The 18,917-nt window shown below is 49.9% G+C and carries 15 protein-coding genes; 14 read left to right on the top strand and 1 reads right to left on the bottom strand.

Features of this window, described 5'->3' with window-relative positions; all coding sequences use genetic code 11:
• The first annotated feature begins 8 nt into the window (after positions 1-8).
• A complete protein-coding gene (locus ACIFQM_RS02405; RefSeq protein ID WP_430043721.1) occupies positions 9-842 on the top strand; it encodes an ABC transporter permease in 834 nt (277 codons plus the stop codon).
• 135 nt (positions 843-977) lie between these two features.
• Positions 978-1,934 carry an aromatic acid exporter family protein gene (locus ACIFQM_RS02410; protein ID WP_430043723.1) on the top strand — a complete coding sequence of 319 codons (957 nt, stop codon included), beginning with the start codon at positions 978-980 and terminating at the stop codon, positions 1,932-1,934.
• Between the two features lie 29 nt (positions 1,935-1,963).
• On the opposite strand, the gene ACIFQM_RS02415 is transcribed toward ACIFQM_RS02410, so the two are convergent.
• Entirely contained in the window at positions 1,964-3,274 is a 1,311-nt protein-coding gene (locus ACIFQM_RS02415) for an amino acid permease (protein WP_430043725.1), read from the bottom strand.
• Positions 3,275-3,389: 115 nt separating this feature from the next.
• On the opposite strand from ACIFQM_RS02415, the gene ACIFQM_RS02420 reads away from it, so the two are divergent.
• The 12 genes from ACIFQM_RS02420 to ACIFQM_RS02475 all read left to right on the top strand — a co-directional run bounded on the left by ACIFQM_RS02420 (position 3,390) and on the right by ACIFQM_RS02475 (position 18,909).
• A complete protein-coding gene (locus tag ACIFQM_RS02420; RefSeq protein ID WP_430043727.1) occupies positions 3,390-4,286 on the top strand; it encodes a LysR family transcriptional regulator in 897 nt (298 codons plus the stop codon).
• Positions 4,287-4,416: 130 nt separating this feature from the next.
• On the top strand, positions 4,417-4,974 hold the full coding sequence (locus ACIFQM_RS02425) for an outer spore coat protein CotE (protein WP_014281435.1): 558 nt from the start codon (positions 4,417-4,419) through the stop codon (positions 4,972-4,974).
• A 132-nt stretch (positions 4,975-5,106) separates the two neighbouring features.
• Entirely contained in the window at positions 5,107-6,342 is a 1,236-nt protein-coding gene (locus ACIFQM_RS02430; RefSeq protein ID WP_430043730.1) for a putative amidoligase domain-containing protein, read from the top strand.
• 108 nt (positions 6,343-6,450) lie between these two features.
• Positions 6,451-9,234 carry a DNA mismatch repair protein MutS gene (mutS, locus tag ACIFQM_RS02435; RefSeq protein ID WP_430043732.1) on the top strand — a complete coding sequence of 928 codons (2,784 nt, stop codon included), beginning with the start codon at positions 6,451-6,453 and terminating at the stop codon, positions 9,232-9,234.
• 73 nt (positions 9,235-9,307) lie between these two features.
• The gene (gene mutL, locus ACIFQM_RS02440) at positions 9,308-11,419 is read left to right on the top strand and encodes a DNA mismatch repair endonuclease MutL (protein WP_430043734.1); all 2,112 of its coding nucleotides are present in this window, start codon (positions 9,308-9,310) and stop codon (positions 11,417-11,419) included.
• A 12-nt stretch (positions 11,420-11,431) separates the two neighbouring features.
• Positions 11,432-12,283: a class I SAM-dependent methyltransferase gene (locus ACIFQM_RS02445; protein WP_430043737.1), complete on the top strand. Its 852-nt coding sequence runs from the start codon at positions 11,432-11,434 to the stop codon at positions 12,281-12,283.
• A complete protein-coding gene (gene miaA, locus ACIFQM_RS02450) occupies positions 12,267-13,247 on the top strand; it encodes a tRNA (adenosine(37)-N6)-dimethylallyltransferase MiaA (protein WP_430043739.1) in 981 nt (326 codons plus the stop codon). The genes ACIFQM_RS02445 and miaA overlap by 17 nt, the downstream gene beginning before the upstream one ends.
• 20 nt (positions 13,248-13,267) lie before the next feature.
• Complete coding sequence (gene hfq, locus ACIFQM_RS02455; protein WP_023989043.1) at positions 13,268-13,513, top strand: RNA chaperone Hfq; 246 nt, start codon at positions 13,268-13,270, stop codon at positions 13,511-13,513.
• Positions 13,514-13,701: 188 nt separating this feature from the next.
• A complete protein-coding gene (locus ACIFQM_RS02460) occupies positions 13,702-16,362 on the top strand; it encodes a PBP1A family penicillin-binding protein (RefSeq protein WP_430043741.1) in 2,661 nt (886 codons plus the stop codon).
• A 164-nt stretch (positions 16,363-16,526) separates the two neighbouring features.
• On the top strand, positions 16,527-17,084 hold the full coding sequence (locus tag ACIFQM_RS02465; protein ID WP_430043743.1) for a DUF402 domain-containing protein: 558 nt from the start codon (positions 16,527-16,529) through the stop codon (positions 17,082-17,084).
• A complete protein-coding gene (locus tag ACIFQM_RS02470; protein ID WP_430043745.1) occupies positions 17,081-17,776 on the top strand; it encodes a YdcF family protein in 696 nt (231 codons plus the stop codon). The genes ACIFQM_RS02465 and ACIFQM_RS02470 overlap by 4 nt, the downstream gene beginning before the upstream one ends.
• A gap of 149 nt (positions 17,777-17,925) precedes the next feature.
• Positions 17,926-18,909: an AAA family ATPase gene (locus tag ACIFQM_RS02475; protein ID WP_430043747.1), complete on the top strand. Its 984-nt coding sequence runs from the start codon at positions 17,926-17,928 to the stop codon at positions 18,907-18,909.
• Positions 18,910-18,917 lie beyond the last annotated feature (8 nt).

Genomic DNA, 18,917 nt, shown 5'->3' on the forward strand with positions numbered 1-18,917 from the left:
GTCAAAGGATGAAGGGCGAAGATGATCGGCTTGGACAACACTGGATTCAAGGGCTGTATCAGGAGTGCCGACGCAGAAGGCGTTCGGAGCGGCGGTTGGTAACGGGTGTACAGACAGCCATTTTAGTTTTTTTATTCGTGTTGTGGGAAATTGCGGGTCGGATGAAATGGATTGATGTACTACTGTTTAGCTATCCAAGCAAAATATTTACCCAAATTGGCAAGGATGCGGTCAGCGGTGAGCTGTGGGGGCATGTCGGTGTCACGGTTGGAGAGACGTTGGTGGGTTTTTTACTGGGAACGCTGCTGGGGACACTGCTGGCTGTGCTAATCTGGTGGTCGCCGTTTCTTTCGAAGGTACTGGACCCCTATATGGTTGTCTTCAACAGTATGCCCAAGGTGGCGCTGGGGCCCATTTTTATCGTCATGTTCGGAGCCGGATTTACCGCTATTTTAATGACGACCCTCTCGATTACGGTCATTATTACGACGTTAGTTGTGTATAACAGCTTTCAGGAAGTGGACTCGAATCTGATCAAAGTGGTTCGCACATTTGGTGGATCGCGGCGCGATACGTTTAGCAAGGTGATTTTGCCTGCGTCCTTTCCGGCTATCGTCTCTACACTAAAGGTGAATGTCGGTATGGCCTGGGTTGGCGTGATCGTCGGTGAATTTCTGGTAGCTAAAAACGGGTTGGGCTATTTAATCATCTATGGCTTCCAGGTATTCAATTTTACGCTGGTGATGTCCAGTCTGCTTATCATTGCGGTCGTAGCGACACTGATGTATCAGGCGGTCGTGTATGTCGAGCGTCTGCTGCTATCTGATCGTCCTCAGCGATAAGAATCAAACTTCTATACAGTTCAGGATTTTTCAAATTCCTCATTTGTGTAAAATGTGAAAATAAAGTACCATGAAAATGAAAATGATTCAAAGTTTACGAAAACAGATTTCATCCAGAGAGGACAGAATTTTTTCATGGGCTTTCGTACGATTAAAACAGCTATTGCCGCATTAATGGCCGTACTGATTGCGGATGGTTTTGGCATTCATGGAGCCACCTCGGCAGGGCTTTTGGCTATTTTGGGGGTCGATGTCACGCGCAAAAGAAGCCTCCGTACCATTTCGGCGAGATTTTTTGCATCCGTTGTGGGGCTTCTTTTTGCTTGTGTTTTGTTTGTTGTATTCGGATTCCATGATTGGGTACTGGCATTATATATTTTATCGGCGTTTCCGGTCATTGTACGGGTGGGCTTTAAGGAAGGAATTGTCACGGGTTCGGTTGTGGTTTTCCGTGTGTTCAGCGGTGGTGTGATTGATATGCAGGTGCTGCTGACCCAGCTGTGTCTGCTGGTCATCGGACTGGGGTCCGCGATGGTTGTCAATTTGGCCTACATGCCACGCTCCGATAACACCATGCAGCAAATCCGGCAGGAAGTAGACCGGACGTTTTCCATTATATTCACAAATATGGCCAATACATTACGCAGTCCAGCATACATATGGGATGGCAAGGAAGTTATAGAAGCGAACAGCGTCATAGCCAGAGGGGTGACCGAGGCAGGGCGTTCATTGGAAAATCAGATGCTTCGTCCGCAAGAGGGCTGGAATGTGTATTTTTATATGCGCAGGGAACAACTGGATTCGATTCAAAATATGATGCAGCTGATCTCGCAAATGTATCAGCATATGCCGCAGGCCAAACTTTTGGTCGAGCTATTCGATCAGCTCAGCAATGACGTCCTGGCCGGGCATTATACGGGACAGACGGAGAAGCTGCTGGAGCAGGTACGTGAGGAATTCAAAAAAATGGAGCTTCCCGCAACCCGGGAGGAGTTCGAAATTCGTTCGACACTGTTGCAGCTTACACATGAATTACATCAGTATTTAAAAATTGCTAAAAAGGACAAGGCCCCCACTCCAGTCAAAGCTTAGAATCGGGGCCCAATCTAAACGGCTACTGTCTAACGATGGACAGTAGCTTTTTCTTGTTCAGTGATGACGGACGCAGCAGGAAGGGGTCGTTTGTGCCGAATTCGACCTGCAATCCATATGGCAACGGTGATCAGGCAAGGATAAAGCATGGCCCAGCCGACAAAGGGGAACACCACCGCCGTCGAGATGAATGACACCCAACTAATGGCTACGCCCCAGCGATTACCCCGTAGCAGCTTGATACCCGCAGCACACCCGCCCAGATAGGTCAGGATAAAGGTGGCGTTGGGGAACTGGATCAGGTTGGTAAGTGAAACAGTACCGCTACCGTAAAGAGACATAATGATGACGAAACAAAGGAAGAGAAACGCGATACCCCCAATTGGCGTATGAAAACGTCGGGACAAGAGGCCCATCCAGCGGAAGGCGTGTCCTTGCCGGGATAAGGCATACGCGACGCGTGAAGCAGCACCTACATAAGCGATAATTGTAGCTGTACAAATAAAGATGCCCGTCAGGCCCGCGATCACTGCGCCCCACGGACCAATAGCCCGGCTAATCACCCATACGAGCGAAGCATCTGATCCACCTGCAAGGTAGCTTTGTGTCCCGACTGTAGCCAGTGCAGTAAAAAAATAAAGCAGGCCAACGATGATGGCTGCAACGGTGACACCCTTAACAGCCGCCCGCTGAGGATTGGTGAATTCCTCCGACAAATGGGAGACGGCTTCCCAGCCGATGAAGCACCAGAACAGAATCGCGGCTGCCTGACCGACAGGAAGCCAACCGTGCGGAGCAAACGGTGTGAAGTGTACGGTTTTCATCTGAGGCAGCGCTGCGGCAATGGCGAAGATGAGGACAGCAACAATAGCAATAACAACGGCGATCTGAATACGTCCCGCAACTTTCATCCCGACCCAGTTAATGATCAGTCCAACCGCCAGCATGGCAGCAGCCAATCCCATGCGGCTCCCCTCTCCCCAGCCCATGGCGGCGGTCATATAGCCAGCTCCGGTGAGTGCGGCAACAGGTGCCCCAATCGGAACTGACATCAGAAAAAACCATCCGATATAAGAGCCTGCACGTGGTGAAAAAGCCAGCGTAACAAAATGTGAAACCCCTCCAGCGTTCGGGAATTTGGCGGACAGCAGTCCCATGGACAGGGCCATTGGCAAGATGAGCAGGGTCATAAAGCCCCACGCCAGTAGTGATGCCGGACCCGCCATTTCGGCAGCAAGACCGGGCACAATCAATATTCCCGAACCCAGCACCGCCCCGATATATAGTGCAATGGCCTGTGGAAGACCAATGGTGGATTGTAGTTTATGTTCATTTGTCATGCAGGTAAGCCTTCTTTCTCTTGTCATTTCTTTCAGCTTATCAGATAATCAATCTATCGGAAAAACGGAATATAACGATGGCTTGCATCGAAAAAAACGATTGAAGGAGCAACTTATGGAATCACGGCATTTGTTTACGTTTTTAAATGTGGTTGAGGCAGGCAGTTTTACCCGGGCGGCGCGTATACTGGACTATGCACAATCAAGTATAACTGCTCAAATTCAGACGCTGGAGACAGAGCTGGGCACACCTCTTTTTGACCGCATAGGTAAGAAAATCATGCTCACAGATGCCGGACGACGCTTGTTGCCCTATGCGCAGGAGATTTCCAAGATGCACGCCCTTGCCAAGGATGCGCTACGTTCAGAAACGGTGCTGACGGGCACACTGAAAATCGGAGCGCCAGAGTCGCTGGCCGCTTTCCGCCTGCCGAGCCTGATCCGTGAGTACAGGGAGCGATATCCGAAGGTAAAAATCGTGCTTAAACCCGGTGAATGCTGGGAATTGCGTGATATGACCCGCTCAGGTGAGCTGGATTTGGCTTTTTTGCTTCAGCCGGAAACAGAGGATAGAGAACTGCATGTTACTACGCTCATTCATGAGCCGATGGCATTGGTCGCACCATTGGGTCATCGACTGGCTTCCTATAATAAAGTAGAGCCAGCTGATTTGAAGGACGAAACCATTTTGCACACAGAGACGGGCTGCACCTATCGTATCCTTTTTGAACGGTATTTGAACAGACACGGAATTTTTGCAGACCCAAGTCTGGAGTTTTGGAGTATTGAAGCGATCAAGCAATGTGTCATGGTCGGATTGGGCGTTGCGCTGCTTCCGCTGGTTACGGTGCAAAATGAGCTGCGTGAAGGGAAGATGATGCGTTTAAGCTGGGATGACAGCGAACAGCAGGTGGCTACCCAGGTCGCCTATCACACGAAAAAGTGGAAATCCCCGGCGCTCAGCGAATTTTTACGGATTGTCGAGCAGCATGTAATACATTGGCGTGCATGAGTTCAAGCCATTAGGGCATAAGCTTATACAAATAATATTTTTTCCTTTTCGCCTATTCACTCAACATTCGCCCACAACCTGCATACATATGTATGGAATGATTGATTGATTGTATGGAGGAGGTTCAAGTATGGCATTAAGTCATAAAAATCGTAGAGAGATTATTACAAAAGCGATCTGCGGTAAAGGTCGCAAATTCTCTACCGTAACCCATACCGTAACTCCGCCTAATAATCCGACCAGCATTTTGGGGGCGTGGATTATTAACCACCAGTATGAGGCTGTGGCGGCTGGAGACGGCATTGAGGTCGTGGGGACGTATGATATCAATATCTGGTACTCATACGATAAAAACTCGCAGACCGATGTGGCTAAGGAAACGGTGTCGTACGTGGAAAATGTGCCGCTCTCGTATCTTGATCCGAAACATCGGGCGTCTACAGTGGAAGTATCCGCCGAGGCGACACAGGAGCCAAGCTGCGTTGAGGCCAGTGTGTCTTCAGGGGGCGGCAGCGTAATTATCCGGGTCGAGCGGGAATTTGCGGTGGAACTGGTGGCAGAAACGAAGATTGTTGTAGAAGTATTCCCGAATGGCAGCAGTGACGATTTTGACAAGGACTATGATTTTGGAGCGGAAGAAGGGGACTATGAGGAGCTCGACCCCGACCTCATCGACGACGAGCTCTGACGGAAGTAACCCAAAAGAGGGCCGCTTTACTCTTTGCGCCGGCTGAGACTGCGCAGGGGCAAAGGCCCTCCTTTTTGTTGTGTAGGGAAGGGAAATCGTTCAATCTTCCGTAATCTGGTAGGGAGGGGGAAGATGATGCAGCAGGCGGGACAGGCGCTTAGACGCTTCAGACAGATGTCGGATGATGAAAAGCAGCGCAGGCTGGAACGCTCCGGCATATTGGTTCGCTGGACTGACGATAACACAGCAGATTTTGCGGTAGGCTATGCGGTGCAGATCCATCAGCTACGAATGCTGGAAATTCGAAGACGCACGATTGAAGGACACTCCAAAGTCCGCGCGTATAATCCGTCTGCGTTGGATAGCAGCTCTCAGCTGTCCGTCCGAATGGAGCGTCTGGCTGTACGCACTTTGTACACACTCGGCCTCGACAGTGGCGAGGTGACGCTGACACTGCTGGGCGAGCGCATTTGTCAGGTGCGTGAAGTCGTGGCCCAGCCATGGCTAAATGATAGACGCCTAGACACGCTATTTGAAGACGCCGCTCGCGAAGAGGATGTTCAGGGGCAGGGCCTTCAAGCGGGACAAGGGGATAAACAGCTGCTAATCGGAATGGACCCTGAGTTTGTACTGGTCCGCATGCCGGAAGGTCGGGTCGTACCGGCTTCGCGATATTTGGGCCGCTTTGGCGTGGCGGGATGCGATGCGGTTACGCGCCGGGGTCGGACGTTGTACCCGGTTGCTGAGCTTCGGCCCGCACCAAGTGGCGATCCGGCTCTTTTGCTGACCCATTTACGCCGTGCCTTTGCGGCAGCAGCCCGGCGAATTGCCGATCGTACGCTAATTTGGCAAGCAGGCGGAATGCCGCAGTCCGGTTTTCCGCTGGGAGGGCATCTGCATTTTAGCGGAATTCCGCTGAACGGGTCTCTGCTACGTGCGCTGGACAATTATTTAGCGCTGCCTTTGGCGTTGTTAGAAGATGAACGCGCAGCCCGGCGCAGACCGCATTACGGCAATTTGGGCGATTTTCGCCGCCAACCGTATGGAGGTTTTGAATACCGTACACTACCCAGCTTTCTTGTTTCGCCGCAGCTCGCTAAAGGCGTGATTGGAATGGCTTTTCTCATCGCGTCTCAATATCCGCGCTTGCAGGGTAGGCCACTGGATGAGGAAAAGGCCCATAGAGCTTTTTATGAAGGAAATCGGATTGTGCTGGGGGAATATATGGAGCCTCTTATTTTGGATATCGTTTCACTGGATGTTTATCCACAATATAAAGCTTATGTAGGGCCTTTACTGGACAGCCTGCGTCAAGGGAAACAATGGGATGAATCGCGGGATTTGCGTCCGTTTTGGAAGCTTTCGTAAAATCTGTGATGTTGTCTGCGATACTTGCATGTTATCGACTGTCATTTTTGCTATAATGAAAGGTAATGTAAGTTTAAACGGAACAATGTGTGGGGGTTAGTAAAGGGTATGACTAAATATACACCGATGATTGAGCAATATTTATCCATAAAAGACCAGGCGCAGGATGCATTTTTGTTTTTTCGCCTGGGGGATTTTTACGAGATGTTTTTTGATGATGCGATTCTTGCATCCAAGGAACTGGAGATTACACTTACCGGACGCGAGGGTGGCGGCACGGAAAAAATTCCAATGTGCGGTGTGCCTTATCATTCGGCGGAAAATTACATACAGCGCCTTATCGAAAAGGGTTATAAGGTTGCCATCTGTGAACAGATGGAGGAAGCCTCGGCTACGAAGGGGATGGTACGGCGGGATATTGTCCGTGTCGTCACTCCGGGTACGGTGATGGAAGGCAAGGTGCTGGGTGACAAATCCAACAACTACATGGTATGTGTCACCGAGACGAACGGGATGCTGGCACTGGCGGCCTGCGATTTGTCAACAGGTGAGCTGTATGTGACCTCTGTACCTAATTCGAAAGAATGGCTATTGGATGAAATTAATATTTATGAGCCGTCAGAAATGCTGGGGGATGGTCATCTGCTCGATTTCGTAACCTCCCGAATGTCACCCGTTGGGCGTCGTGTTGTATACACAGCCTGGGACAAGTCTAAGGATGATCTTGTGCGTGGTCAATTTGGTGAAGCAACGTGGGCAAGGCTCAACGAGGAACGTAGGCAGTGTGTATCGCGTCTGATTGCTTATTTGAATGAAACGCAAAAAAGATCGTTAGGCCAGTTGACCCAGATTTCCGTTTATGAGCCAAACCATTTTATGATTCTTGATCCATTTACCCGCCGTAATCTGGAACTGGTGGAGACGGTTCGTGAACGCTCCAAGAAGGGATCGTTGCTGTGGTTGCTGGATCGGACGGAGACGTCGATGGGAGCGCGGTTGCTGCGACGCTGGATCGACAAGCCGCTGCTTAGCAGCCATCTGATCGAGGAACGGCTGGAGGCGGTTGACAAGCTGTACCACCAGTTTATTTTTCGTGAGGATGTGCGTGCACAGCTTAAAGAAATTTACGACCTGGAGCGCTTGGTTGGGCGAATTGCCTTTGGCAGCGCCAATGCACGCGACCTGATTGCACTCAAGCTGTCATTGACCCGAATTCCGGCTTTGCGTGAGCTATGCGCAGAATCGGAATCGGAGACACTGCGCCGAGTTGCCCAGACGCTGGATAGCTGTACAGACTTGTGCTCGTTGATTGAGGAAGCCGTGGCGGACGAGCCGCCTATTTCTGTAAGGGATGGGGGTCTCATTAAGGAAGGCTACCATCAGCGTCTGGACGAACTGCGGGAGGCAAGTGTGAACGGCAAACGCTGGATCGCCGAGCTGGAGGCCAAGGAACGTGTAGCGACTGGCATTCGGTCGCTCAAAATCGGGTACAACAAAGTATTTGGCTATTATATTGAGGTAACCAAATCCAATCTGGCTTCATTGCCGGAAGGACGATATGAACGCAAGCAAACGCTGGCGAATGCAGAACGATATATTACACCGGAGCTGAAGGAAAAGGAATCTCTGATTTTGGAAGCCGAGGATAAGATGGTAGATCTGGAGTACTCTCTCTTCTCTGAGCTTCGCAGTAAACTAAATACTGAAATTCCACGACTGCAAAAGCTGGCAGAGCGGGTGGCTGAAATTGATGTGTACCAGTCTCTAGCATCGGTCAGCGCAGAGCGTGGCTTCGTGAAGCCTGAACTGACAACGGGATATGATCTCGTAGTGGAGCAGGGGCGGCATCCCGTTGTGGAAGCCGTGATGAAGGATGGCAGCTTTATCGCCAATGGTACGGCGCTGGAGGAAGCAGATGCGCATATTTTGCTAATCACCGGTCCGAATATGGCCGGGAAAAGCACGTATATGCGTCAGGTTGCGCTGATCGCAATTATGGCGCAGATCGGTTGCTTCGTTCCGGCTGCACATGCGAAAGTGCCGATGCTGGATCGCATTTTCACGCGCATCGGTGCGGCGGATGACCTGATCGGCGGGCAGAGTACGTTCATGGTGGAAATGGCTGATATTCAGGTCATGACAGACAAAGCGACTCCGCGAAGCCTGATCATTATTGACGAGTTGGGACGCGGTACGTCCACCAGTGAGGGGATGGCGATTGCTCAAGCTGTGATTGAATTTGTCCATGACACAATCGGCTGTAAGGCGCTGGTGTCTACGCATTTTCATGAGCTGGCTCATTTGGAGCAAAGCCTGTCCTCGCTGCGGAATTACTCTATGGCAGTACAGGAAAGCGGCGACAAGGTGAATTTCCTGCGTAAGCTCATACCGGGCGCGGCCAGCAGCAGTTATGGTATTTATTGTGCCCGCCTTGCGGGTTTGCCGGATAATATCATTGAACGTGCGAACGGACTGTTGCATGGCTTTGAGCACGCGGCTGCCCAAGTGACGGCTGGCACCGAGACTGTTGCAGCAGCAAGGAAAAACGTTGTTTCGGACAACACCCATTCAGACCAGACGCTAGGGGAAAGCAGAGAAGCGGCGTTGCAGGCTCCCCTTGTGTCACAGCAAGCCACCGTTGTAAAAGAAAACACTCAGCAGGCGGTGAAAGACTCCGGTGTGCTGTACCATTCGGCTACCGGAGTCGTGCAGCTGTCCATTTTCGGAGAGCAAGACCTTGCTCCTGCCGAGCCGCAGTTGGAGACGGCCGAGGTTAATCCGATTGTGCGCCAGATTTTACGCAAGGTGAAAAACGCTGATGTCATGAATATGACACCTTTGCAGGCGATGCAGTTGTTAAATGAACTGAAAAACAAGGCCAATGGCCTGTAGTACCGATATCTGCAGTTAACGATATTATATTTCTATTTTCATCACACTTTGAAGTTAGGGGGAGGTAAAAAGGATGTCTAAAATTCGGGTACTGGATGAGCATATTGCCAACCAGATTGCTGCTGGTGAGGTTGTAGAACGTCCAGCCTCCGTCGTGAAGGAACTGGTGGAAAATGCGATTGATGCGGGCGGTACGCGTGTCGACGTATGGGTAGAGGAAGGCGGACTGCAAAGCATCCGGGTGACGGATAACGGTAGTGGCATTGAGCCTGAAGATGTCGAAACGGCGTTCTATCGGCATGCGACCAGCAAAATCGGGCATGGACGCGATCTGTTCCAGATCACGAGCCTGGGCTTCCGGGGAGAAGCGCTGCCGAGTATTGCGGCTGTATCGAAAGTGGAGTTGCTGACAGCAGCCGGAGATGACGGACGTGCCCGCAAATTGGTTATTGAGGGCGGCAAGCTGGTGCTGCATGAGGATGCAGCCGCGAGACAAGGGACGGATTTTACCGTCCGGGAGCTGTTTTATAACACGCCTGCAAGGCTGAAATATATGAAAACGATCCAGACGGAGCTGGGGCACATTTCGGATGTACTTTACCGAATGGCGCTTTCACACCCCGAAGTTGCCTTCACACTGCGGCATAACGGGAATACACTGCTTCAAACGCTGGGTAATGGTGATTTGCTTCAAGTGATTGCCGCTGTTTATGGAACCTCGGCAGCGAAATCCATGCTGCTGCTGGAAGGGGAGAGTCTGGATTACCGTATTAGCGGCTATGTCAGCCGCCCGGAGTGGACAAGATCGAATCGGAATGCCATCTCGACGGTGGTGAACGGACGCTTTGTGCGCAGCTATGGGCTGAATCAGGCGTTGCTCAAAGCGTATCATACCTTGCTGCCGATCAATCGTTTTCCACTGGCTGTGATCCAATTGGAAATGCATCCTTCACTGGTGGATGTTAACGTTCATCCCGCCAAGCTGGAGGTGCGGTTCAGCAAAGAAGCCGAGCTGTTTCAGCTGGTTGAGAACTCGATAAAAGCTGTTTTAGGACAGCAGGTGCTGATTCCGAAGGCAGTCAAGCGTGAAATCGGCGGCAAGGATAGCGGCTCGTTCGTGCAGGAGCAGTTTCATTTCTCGAAGGGAAACGGTATGGAAGGAAATTCTTCTGCTGGCGAGAGCCGAGGAGAGGCACAGCCGCTTGGCGGACCTTTCTCGGAGGGTCGTGACCCGCGCCAATCCATTCGCTTGGACGGAAATGAGGAGCACAAGCTTGGCACGGAGCGTGTGCAACGCCAGGATAGGGAGAGGCTCCTTGTCTCTGGTCGGGGGAACCCTTCTTCTGGGCAACGTGTCAGTGACGAGGAATTGGACGCAGATTTTGTGGATGGAAACGATGGGAATAAAGCCGAATCCGGTTCATCCCCTTTGTACAGCGGCAGAGTACAGGAAGCGGCTGCTTCTGTAGCTTATCGGCCTTCTGCTTCACCGGGTGGAGGAAAAGCCGAGGATTCCCGCTATTTCACGGATCAAAAGCCACGTCAGTCACGGCTGAATGCAGAGCAGTTGGCAGTGGTGTCGGGCGAGGCTCCCGAGATGCCCGCTTTTCCTGAGCTAAATTTGATTGGTCAGCACCATGGAACCTATTTGATTGCGCAGAACGATCAGGGGCTGTATTTAATTGACCAGCATGCTGCGCATGAACGGGTTAACTACGAATTTTATTATGAAAAATTCGGCAATCCCGAGGCGGTATCTCAGGAGCTACTCCTGCCGATTACATTAGAATTTACGCCCTCGGAGACGGAAAAGCTGAAAACAAGGCTGCAATGGTTTGAGCAGGCGGGAGTGTATTTGGAGCATTTTGGCGGTCAAACCTTCCGCGTTAGCTCTTATCCTTATTGGCTTCCTCAAGGAGAAGAAGCGGATGTTATTGAGGAAATGGCAGGATGGGTGCTGGATGAAAAAGCAATAGATCTGGCTAAGCTGCGGGAAGCAGCCTCGATCATGTGCTCCTGCCGGGCTTCAATTAAAGCGAACCAGAAGCTGACTGACCGACAGGCTGTCGTACTGCTGGAGCGTTTGGCGGCGTGCAGACAGCCATACACCTGCCCGCATGGGCGGCCCATCGTTGTATCCTTTTCCACATATGATTTGGAGAAGCTGTTTAAGAGAGTAATGTAAGGGAGTTTATATATGTTGCAGGATCGGGAAAACCGTGAAGAAGAAAAGCTGGCAAGGCTTCGGGAGGAACAAGCCCATTTATTGGTGACGACAGGGGATTCTCCCACCGCTGAGGTCGTGCAGCGGGCGGAACTGCTTGCAGCCGAGCTGGGGGTGCTGTATGCCCCCCGTCGTGGTATATCGGTAGCAAGGCTGACTGCTGCTCATAAAGTTCGTCAGGCGCTGGTGCTCGTACAGGGTGGGGTGAGGCTGATTAGCCCGGAGCAACCGCCGATGACTTTTCACCCGAGCATGGGCTTCATCCGCGCCAAGCGGGTGTTGAAGGGCGAGCCTGATCCGATGCTGACTGCCGCTCGGCTCGTTCCGGGGGACACCGTGCTGGATTGTACCGCAGGACTCGGAACGGATTCCCTCCTGTTTTCAATTGGAACAGGAAATTCTGGACAAGTAACTGCTGTGGAAAGTTCTTTTCCTGTCTATGCTTTAATCAAGGATGGAATGAGGCATTACCGTTCCGGCAACGCTGCGGTAGATGAGGCATTTTCCGGCATTGATGTCCGCTTTGGTCATCATTTGGATTATTTGCGAAGCTTGCCGGATCGTAGTGTGGATATTATCTATTTTGACCCGATGTTCCGTGATCCGTTGCTCGATTCTAGTGCAATCGGTCCATTGAGAGGATTGGCTAACCCGGATGCTCTGGATGAGGAAAGTATTGTTCAGGCAAAACGTATTGCAAGGAAAACAATTGTATTGAAGGAAAAACGGGGCAGCAGGGAATTTGCCCGCCTCGGCTTCCATGTGGAGCAACGGGGCACAACGAAAACAGTGTACGGAGTGATTGATATTGATAGCGGCATCTAAGCCTAAACTACTTGTTCTTGTCGGCCCGACTGCGGTCGGCAAGACGAAATTAAGCATCGAGATGGCACGGCAATTTGGCGGGGAAATTATTTCCGGAGATTCCATGCAGGTGTACCGTCATATGGATATTGGAACTGCCAAAATTTCCGAACAGGAAATGGAAGGAATCAAGCACCATTTGATTGATATTCATGAGCCGGAATACCCATATTCGGTAGCTGCTTTTCAGGAAGACTGCCGTCGTCTCATACCGGATATTCATGCCAGAGGGAAACTGCCGTTTATCGTAGGGGGGACAGGTTTATATGTGGAGTCTGTCTGCTATGAATACCAGTTTTCCGAGGTGGGAGCTGATGAAGATTTTCGTCAGGAACAGCTTGATTATGCCGAACAATTTGGAGCCGAGGCGCTTCATGCGCGACTTCAGGCGGTTGATCCCGAAAGTGCGCGTCGTCTGCATCCCAATGACCGGCGTCGAGTCGTTCGAGCGTTGGAAATATATCATGTTAGCGGAACGACGCTCAGCTCGCAATTGGCCAGTCAAAAAAAGGAATCTCCCTATCAGCTTTGCATCGTAGGTTTGACAATGGATAGGCAAATGCTATATAAACGTATTGAAGACCGAATTGACGGGATGCTCGATCAAGGGCTTGTTGCTGAGGTAACCTCCTTAATGGAACGGGGAGTGCGAAGCGATGCCATCTCCATGCAAGGTCTAGGCTATAAAGAGATATCCTCCTACCTGCGAGGAGAGGTGTCTTTGGAAGAGGCGGTGACTTGGCTGAAACGGGATACGCGTCATTTTGCGAAGCGGCAGCTCTCGTGGTTTCGCCACATGAAGGATATCCAGTGGGTAGATGTCACCGATTTCGGAAATTTTTCTGCTCATGCAGCCCGATTACACGAAATTATAGCAGGAAAGTTCCGGACAGACCTTGAATATACTTCAAAACAATCCAAATGATTATTGGGGGTACGGCTAAAATGAACAAGTCCATTAATATCCAAGATACGTTTCTGAATCAATTGCGCAAGGATTCTATACCGGTAACGGTATACCTGATCAATGGATTTCAGGTGCGGGGGACCATTAAAGCATTTGACAACTTCACAATTGTTATCGACTCGGATGGAAAGCAACAGCTGATCTACAAGCATGCTATTTCCACCTTTACACCGCAACGTAATGTGTCGCTTGTACAGCAACAGGATAACGCCAGCGATAACTGATTACGGCTTGACGGTCGCTTGGATTGATGAAACTTTTTAAGCGACCGTCTCGTCTAACCGTATAGGAATGAGACCCGGAGCAACCTGAACAGGGTTGTTCTTTTCATTCCATTTGCTTTCATGCTGCCGACAGCAAGCTATATATAGGTTCGGCAACATGTGATTATTCGCGAAAGGGAGTCAGGGTAATGCCAAACGATTCATTGTCCAGATCCGGCAATCGCAACAGAAACACGCCTAAAGAGAAGCCGAAGGGCAAGAAAAAGAAGATTACAGGTAAGCAAGTTGGATGGACGCTGTTTATTACGGCGGCGTTGGCTATATTTTGCGCGCTTGGTGGATATTTGTTTGTCATGGTAAATGGCGAACAAATTTACAAAGCCAACAAGGATAAAATTACAGTGAACGAGACATCAAAGGTTTACGATCGTAATGGTGTGCTTATGGGCGAGCTGTCCGTACAAAAAAGTGATCCTGTCAAAAGTGAAGAAATTCCACCATTGCTCAAAAAAGCTTTTATAGCAACAGAGGATAAGCGATTTATGGAGCACCAGGGGGTTGATATTTGGTCTATCGGGCGGGCGGCCGTAAAAGATATCGTAGCCCGTTCGGCTGTGGAGGGTGGCAGTACGCTGACCCAGCAGTTGGCCAAAAACCTGTTTTTGTCGCGTGACAAGACCTTTTTCCGTAAAGCGACCGAGGTATCTATAGCAATGGCGCTAGAACGGAATTTGACTAAAGATGAGATTATTACGTTGTATTTGAACCGGATTTGGTTTGGACGCTCCTACTCAGGAATCAAGGCAGCTTCTGTGGGGTACTTTGGGCAATCGAACTTAAAAGAATTAAAGCTTTGGCAGATCGCCACGCTGGCAGCTATTCCAAAAGGGCCTTCCAAATATAATCCAATCAGTAATCCGGAAAAATCAAAGGAACGACGTGCTGTGGTTCTCCAGCTGATGTTTGAGCAGGGAATGATTGGAAAGCAGGAAATGGAAGAGGCCAAGGCTGTAGATTATGATTACAAGCAGCCGGAAAAAGTTCAAAAGTATCAAAGTTTTATGGAGTATGTGATGAATGAGGCGGAGGATGCTTTGCCGGGAGTCAGCGGAAACGATCTGATCGTTGGCGGCTACAAAATTCATACGACGATGGATGCTCAGTCCCAAAATGCGCTGGATCAGGCGATGGCAGATGATAGTATGTTCGAAAAGAGCCCGGATGATCAGCCTGTTCAAGGCTCCATGGTTATCATTAACAACCAGACGGGCGGAATTGCTGCGATGGCACCCGGACGGGATTACAAAAAGGGAACCTTTAACCGCGCAACACAAAGCCGCAGGCAGCCAGGTTCGGCCTTTAAACCTATTGCGGCGTATGCGCCGGCTCTCGAATCCGGTAAATTTACAATGGATACACCTTTGAGTAATGAGCGACAGAGCTTTAACGGGTATAGCCCGAAAAACTTGCACGGTTATTCTTCGACCATCAGTATGACCGATGCCATTACCAAGTCTGAAAATATCCCGCCAGTATGGTTGCTCAACCAGATCGGTGTGGAAAGAGGGGTCCAATTCTCGGAAAGCGTAGGCATCCCGATGGACAAAAATGATCACTCGCTCGCTATCGCATTGGGTGGTTTAAGTAAAGGAACGAACACGCTCGAAATGGCACAGGCATACAGTGCTTTTGCCAATAACGGACAGTTCCAAAAAGCTTACTCCATCAAGCAAATTAATGATAGTGATGACAAAACGGTTTACACTCACAAAGAAGAATTTAAAACCGTAATGAGCGAGAAAACAGCTTATGAAATGACGCAAATGATGCAAAATGTAGTCAATAGCGGTACAGGCCGCAAGGCCCGTATTGATTGGCCTGTAGCGGGTAAAACGGGTACAACCCAGAGTGGAATTAGAGGGAACAATGGCAACCGTGATATCTGGTTTGTCGGTTATACGCCGGAATATACTGGTGCGGTATGGATGGGCTATGACAAGCCAGACAGCAAACATATGCTGAGAAACTACAGTGGGCAGTCGGCAGCCTTTTTCGGAAGGGTCATGGGTGAAGCTCTCAAGGGGCACCCGGTTACGCAATTCAGCCATCCAAAAGGATATGAACCACCAGTTGAGCAGAAGCCAGACGTGCCAGTCCAGGCTACCGCTCCAAGCGGACTGAGCGGGTCTTATAGTCAGGATACCCAAATTGTATCGTTGTCCTGGACTGCGGCGGCGGGAGATAATGTGCAATACCGTGTGTATCGCAAAGAGGCTTCCGAAGGGGGCTTTACGGTGATTATGGAGGCGATGAAAGGCACGAGTGGTGAAGATACGTCTCCATTAGCCGGAGCCGCGTATGAATATTATGTAACGGCTTATGGAGCGGATGGTAAGGAATCTGGACCATCCAATACAATCCGTGTGGAAATTCCGACAGAGACCACTCCGGTAGATCCACAGCAGGGAACTGAGCCGAATCAGGATGGAACATTACCGGATAACAGTGGGACTACAGACGGTCAGAACGGCACCGATCAGGGGAATACAGTCCCTGGAGGTACGGATAATAGCACCAGCCCAGGGCAGGTTCCGACGATTCCTGGAGACACTGACGGAAATGGCACTGGCAGTACAGGCAATCATAGTGGCAACTCTGGCACCGGTAGTGACACGAATCAGGGGAATGGCCAGACAACAACACCGGATGCAGGTACCTTTAATAGTGATACCACGGTAAATCCAGTTACCACGGATCCATCTACCACAGGAACCACACCGGATGGAAATCAGGAAACCAACTCCAACGGTCAGTCGAGCTCCAATCGTGGGCATCGCAACCGAGATTAGAAGAAGTATGCTGTGGGTGATTTGAATTTTTTATACTAGAGGTGTTTTCGGACCATATTATGGTCTGGGAATACCTTTTTTGTTGTGATAAAGGGTGTTATTTTTGAGTGTACAGATTAAATATGGTAAGCTGGTTTTACCAATGTTGGAGAGGAACATCATTTATGAAGCGCAAATTCGGAGATCGGGCCAACTGGCGCAGAATAACGAGCCGCAAGTTTGCTTGCCGGTATGTGGAAAGTGACGTGTTTACAGGATATGTGACCTTGTATACCATTTTGAGTCTCAAAGAGCCGTTATGGAAAAGCTACGGCAATCATACGTTTTGCATAGCGGACAAAGGATATTCCTGGTTGCAATACTATCCGAAGGGTGAGCATTATGTAGTAACTGCTATGTTCGACAATCGGGAGCAGATTGTGGAATGGTATATTGATACCTGCCGAAATCAGGGAGTGACCGATCAGGGAGTGCCCTGGTTTGACGATTTGTATTTGGATGTTGTTGTACTTAAAAATGGCGAAATCTTTTTAGTGGATGAGGATGAGTTGGAGGATGCGTTACAGCGCGGGCATATATCGACACAGGAGGCAGAACTGGCTAATCGTACTGCGGCTGAGGTTTTACGACGGATAGATGCCCATATATTCCCCTATTTTAAAATGTCGCTGAAACACCGGGCAGAATGGTTTCACAACGGTGATTTTAAGAGGGAACGATGAAGGTATTGCAGAGGATTAGAGGCACTGGGCCTAAAGATTTTGAATCAAAAAGCAGGCTGAACCGCCCAGAGAAAAAGTTTTCAGCAGCCAAACGTCTTATGCTTTGTCTGCTGGTTATCATCATAATCGGTTTGGTATGGGGAGGTATTCGATTTTGGGATATGAATAACGCTGCCTCTACCACTCCGCTTCAGCAAGCACAGGTAGGAATTGTACTTGGGGCTTCCATGTGGGGAGCAGAACCAAGTCCGGGGCTAAAGGAGAGGCTGAACGAGGCCCTGCAGCTATACCGTAACGGTACAGTAAAGCGTCTGATTGTAAGCGGAGGGCTGGACAAACCAACTTACCCGTATACAGAGGCTGAGGGGATGCAACGCTATTTGGTTGACAGAGGTATTCCAGCGCAGCATATTGTGTTGGAAAACCATGCGACCAGCACCTACGAAAATCTGTTGTATAGCCAGCGTATCATGCAGGAGTATGGTTGGACCTCGACTGTGATTATCACACATAGTTATCATGGCCCACGGGCGCTTGAGATTGCCCGATTTTTGAATTTGGAGCATCCCCAGATGGCTCTGGCGGAATCTAAAGTACTGAATATGCCGCTTCATCAATCGAGAGAGGTACTGGCTTACGCCAAATGGACGCTGCAAAAGTGGTGGCTCAGTGCCCAAACCTGGGTGTCCTGAAACGTACAACGTTTTCTCATAAAGGCATCTTCTCTATATACAAAATGCTTTGCACAAGCTCCTGTTGCTTTTATGCTAATAAGGACATGCCGGGCCGAATACATTAATAGGGTAAGCTGTGCCTGAAGAAATGTTGAGGTGATGGATGCATGAACGGACGGGGAATCGCTGCGGGCAAGCGGACGGAGGAAAGACCTTCCAGACAAATCAATGTCGTGCTGCGTAGCCCGGAGCCGATAGCTTCGGTAAATGTTGATGAGACGGATGCAGTAACTTCGACCAAGTCGCAGGCGTTACCGCAGTATCTTAGTCTCTATCAGGAAATTCAGAAGGAACTCGATCATCTCGTCGGCTTGGATAACATCAAAGACCTGGTATTTGAAGTATATGCTTTTTTGCAAATTGCCCATATGCGTACTGATGCGGGGCTGTTGAGTAACGCGCACGTATATCACATGATTTTCAAAGGGAACCCAGGTACAGGGAAAACGACGGTGGCCCGCATTATCGCTAAAATGCTGCAAAAAATGGGGGTACTGAGCAAGGGCCATCTGATTGAGGTGGAGAGGGCTGATTTGGTAGGCGAGTATATCGGACATACAGCGCAAAAAACGCGGGATCTGGTCAAGAAGTCTCTGGGTGGAGTGCTGTTTATTGATGAAGCCTACAGTTTGGCGCGGGGAGGGGAAAAGGATTTTGGAAAGGAAGCTATTGATACCTTAGTAAAATCCATGGAGGATCAGAAAAATCAATTTATTTTGATTCTCGCTGGATACTCGGGAGAGATGGACTTCTTTTTGCGTACGAATCCTGGATTGCCTTCCCGTTTTCCCATCCAGCTGGATTTTCCGGACTATACCGTGGATCAGCTTATCCAAATTTCCGAAATGATGGCCAAAGAACGGGATTATATTCTTATGCCTCAGTCCATACTCAAAATGAAAGAGTATCTGTTGAATGAACGCAACGACAGTATTCATGCATTTAGCAACGCACGTTATGTCCGCAATGTGATTGAAAAAGCGATTCGGCATCAGGCTGTCAGGTTGCTCAATCAGTACAGAAGCGGGCAGCCGGGAAAGCAGGAGTTGATGACGCTGCGTCCAGAGGATTTGAAAATGGACAAAAGATAGGCGATAAT

This window comes from Paenibacillus sp. NRS-1782 (assembly GCF_050467685.1).
Classification (GTDB): Bacteria; Bacillota; Bacilli; order Paenibacillales; family Paenibacillaceae; genus Paenibacillus; species Paenibacillus terrae_A.

What these genes read in the sequence shown, in the direction of transcription:
- ACIFQM_RS02465 (WP_430043743.1), top strand. Translation starts at nt 16,527, where the DNA reads ATGAAGCGCAAATTCGGAGATCGGGCCAACTGGCGCAGAATAACGAGC.
- ACIFQM_RS02415 (WP_430043725.1), bottom strand. Translation starts at nt 3,274, where the DNA reads ATGACAAATGAACATAAACTACAATCCACCATTGGTCTTCCACAGGCC.
- ACIFQM_RS02420 (WP_430043727.1), top strand. Translation starts at nt 3,390, where the DNA reads ATGGAATCACGGCATTTGTTTACGTTTTTAAATGTGGTTGAGGCAGGC.
- ACIFQM_RS02410 (WP_430043723.1), top strand. Translation starts at nt 978, where the DNA reads ATGGGCTTTCGTACGATTAAAACAGCTATTGCCGCATTAATGGCCGTA.
- ACIFQM_RS02430 (WP_430043730.1), top strand. Translation starts at nt 5,107, where the DNA reads ATGATGCAGCAGGCGGGACAGGCGCTTAGACGCTTCAGACAGATGTCG.
- ACIFQM_RS02470 (WP_430043745.1), top strand. Translation starts at nt 17,081, where the DNA reads ATGAAGGTATTGCAGAGGATTAGAGGCACTGGGCCTAAAGATTTTGAA.
- ACIFQM_RS02405 (WP_430043721.1), top strand. Translation starts at nt 9, where the DNA reads ATGAAGGGCGAAGATGATCGGCTTGGACAACACTGGATTCAAGGGCTG.
- ACIFQM_RS02475 (WP_430043747.1), top strand. Translation starts at nt 17,926, where the DNA reads ATGAACGGACGGGGAATCGCTGCGGGCAAGCGGACGGAGGAAAGACCT.
- ACIFQM_RS02445 (WP_430043737.1), top strand. Translation starts at nt 11,432, where the DNA reads ATGTTGCAGGATCGGGAAAACCGTGAAGAAGAAAAGCTGGCAAGGCTT.
- ACIFQM_RS02425 (WP_014281435.1), top strand. Translation starts at nt 4,417, where the DNA reads ATGGCATTAAGTCATAAAAATCGTAGAGAGATTATTACAAAAGCGATC.
- hfq (WP_023989043.1), top strand. Translation starts at nt 13,268, where the DNA reads ATGAACAAGTCCATTAATATCCAAGATACGTTTCTGAATCAATTGCGC.
- mutS (WP_430043732.1), top strand. Translation starts at nt 6,451, where the DNA reads ATGACTAAATATACACCGATGATTGAGCAATATTTATCCATAAAAGAC.
- mutL (WP_430043734.1), top strand. Translation starts at nt 9,308, where the DNA reads ATGTCTAAAATTCGGGTACTGGATGAGCATATTGCCAACCAGATTGCT.
- ACIFQM_RS02460 (WP_430043741.1), top strand. Translation starts at nt 13,702, where the DNA reads ATGCCAAACGATTCATTGTCCAGATCCGGCAATCGCAACAGAAACACG.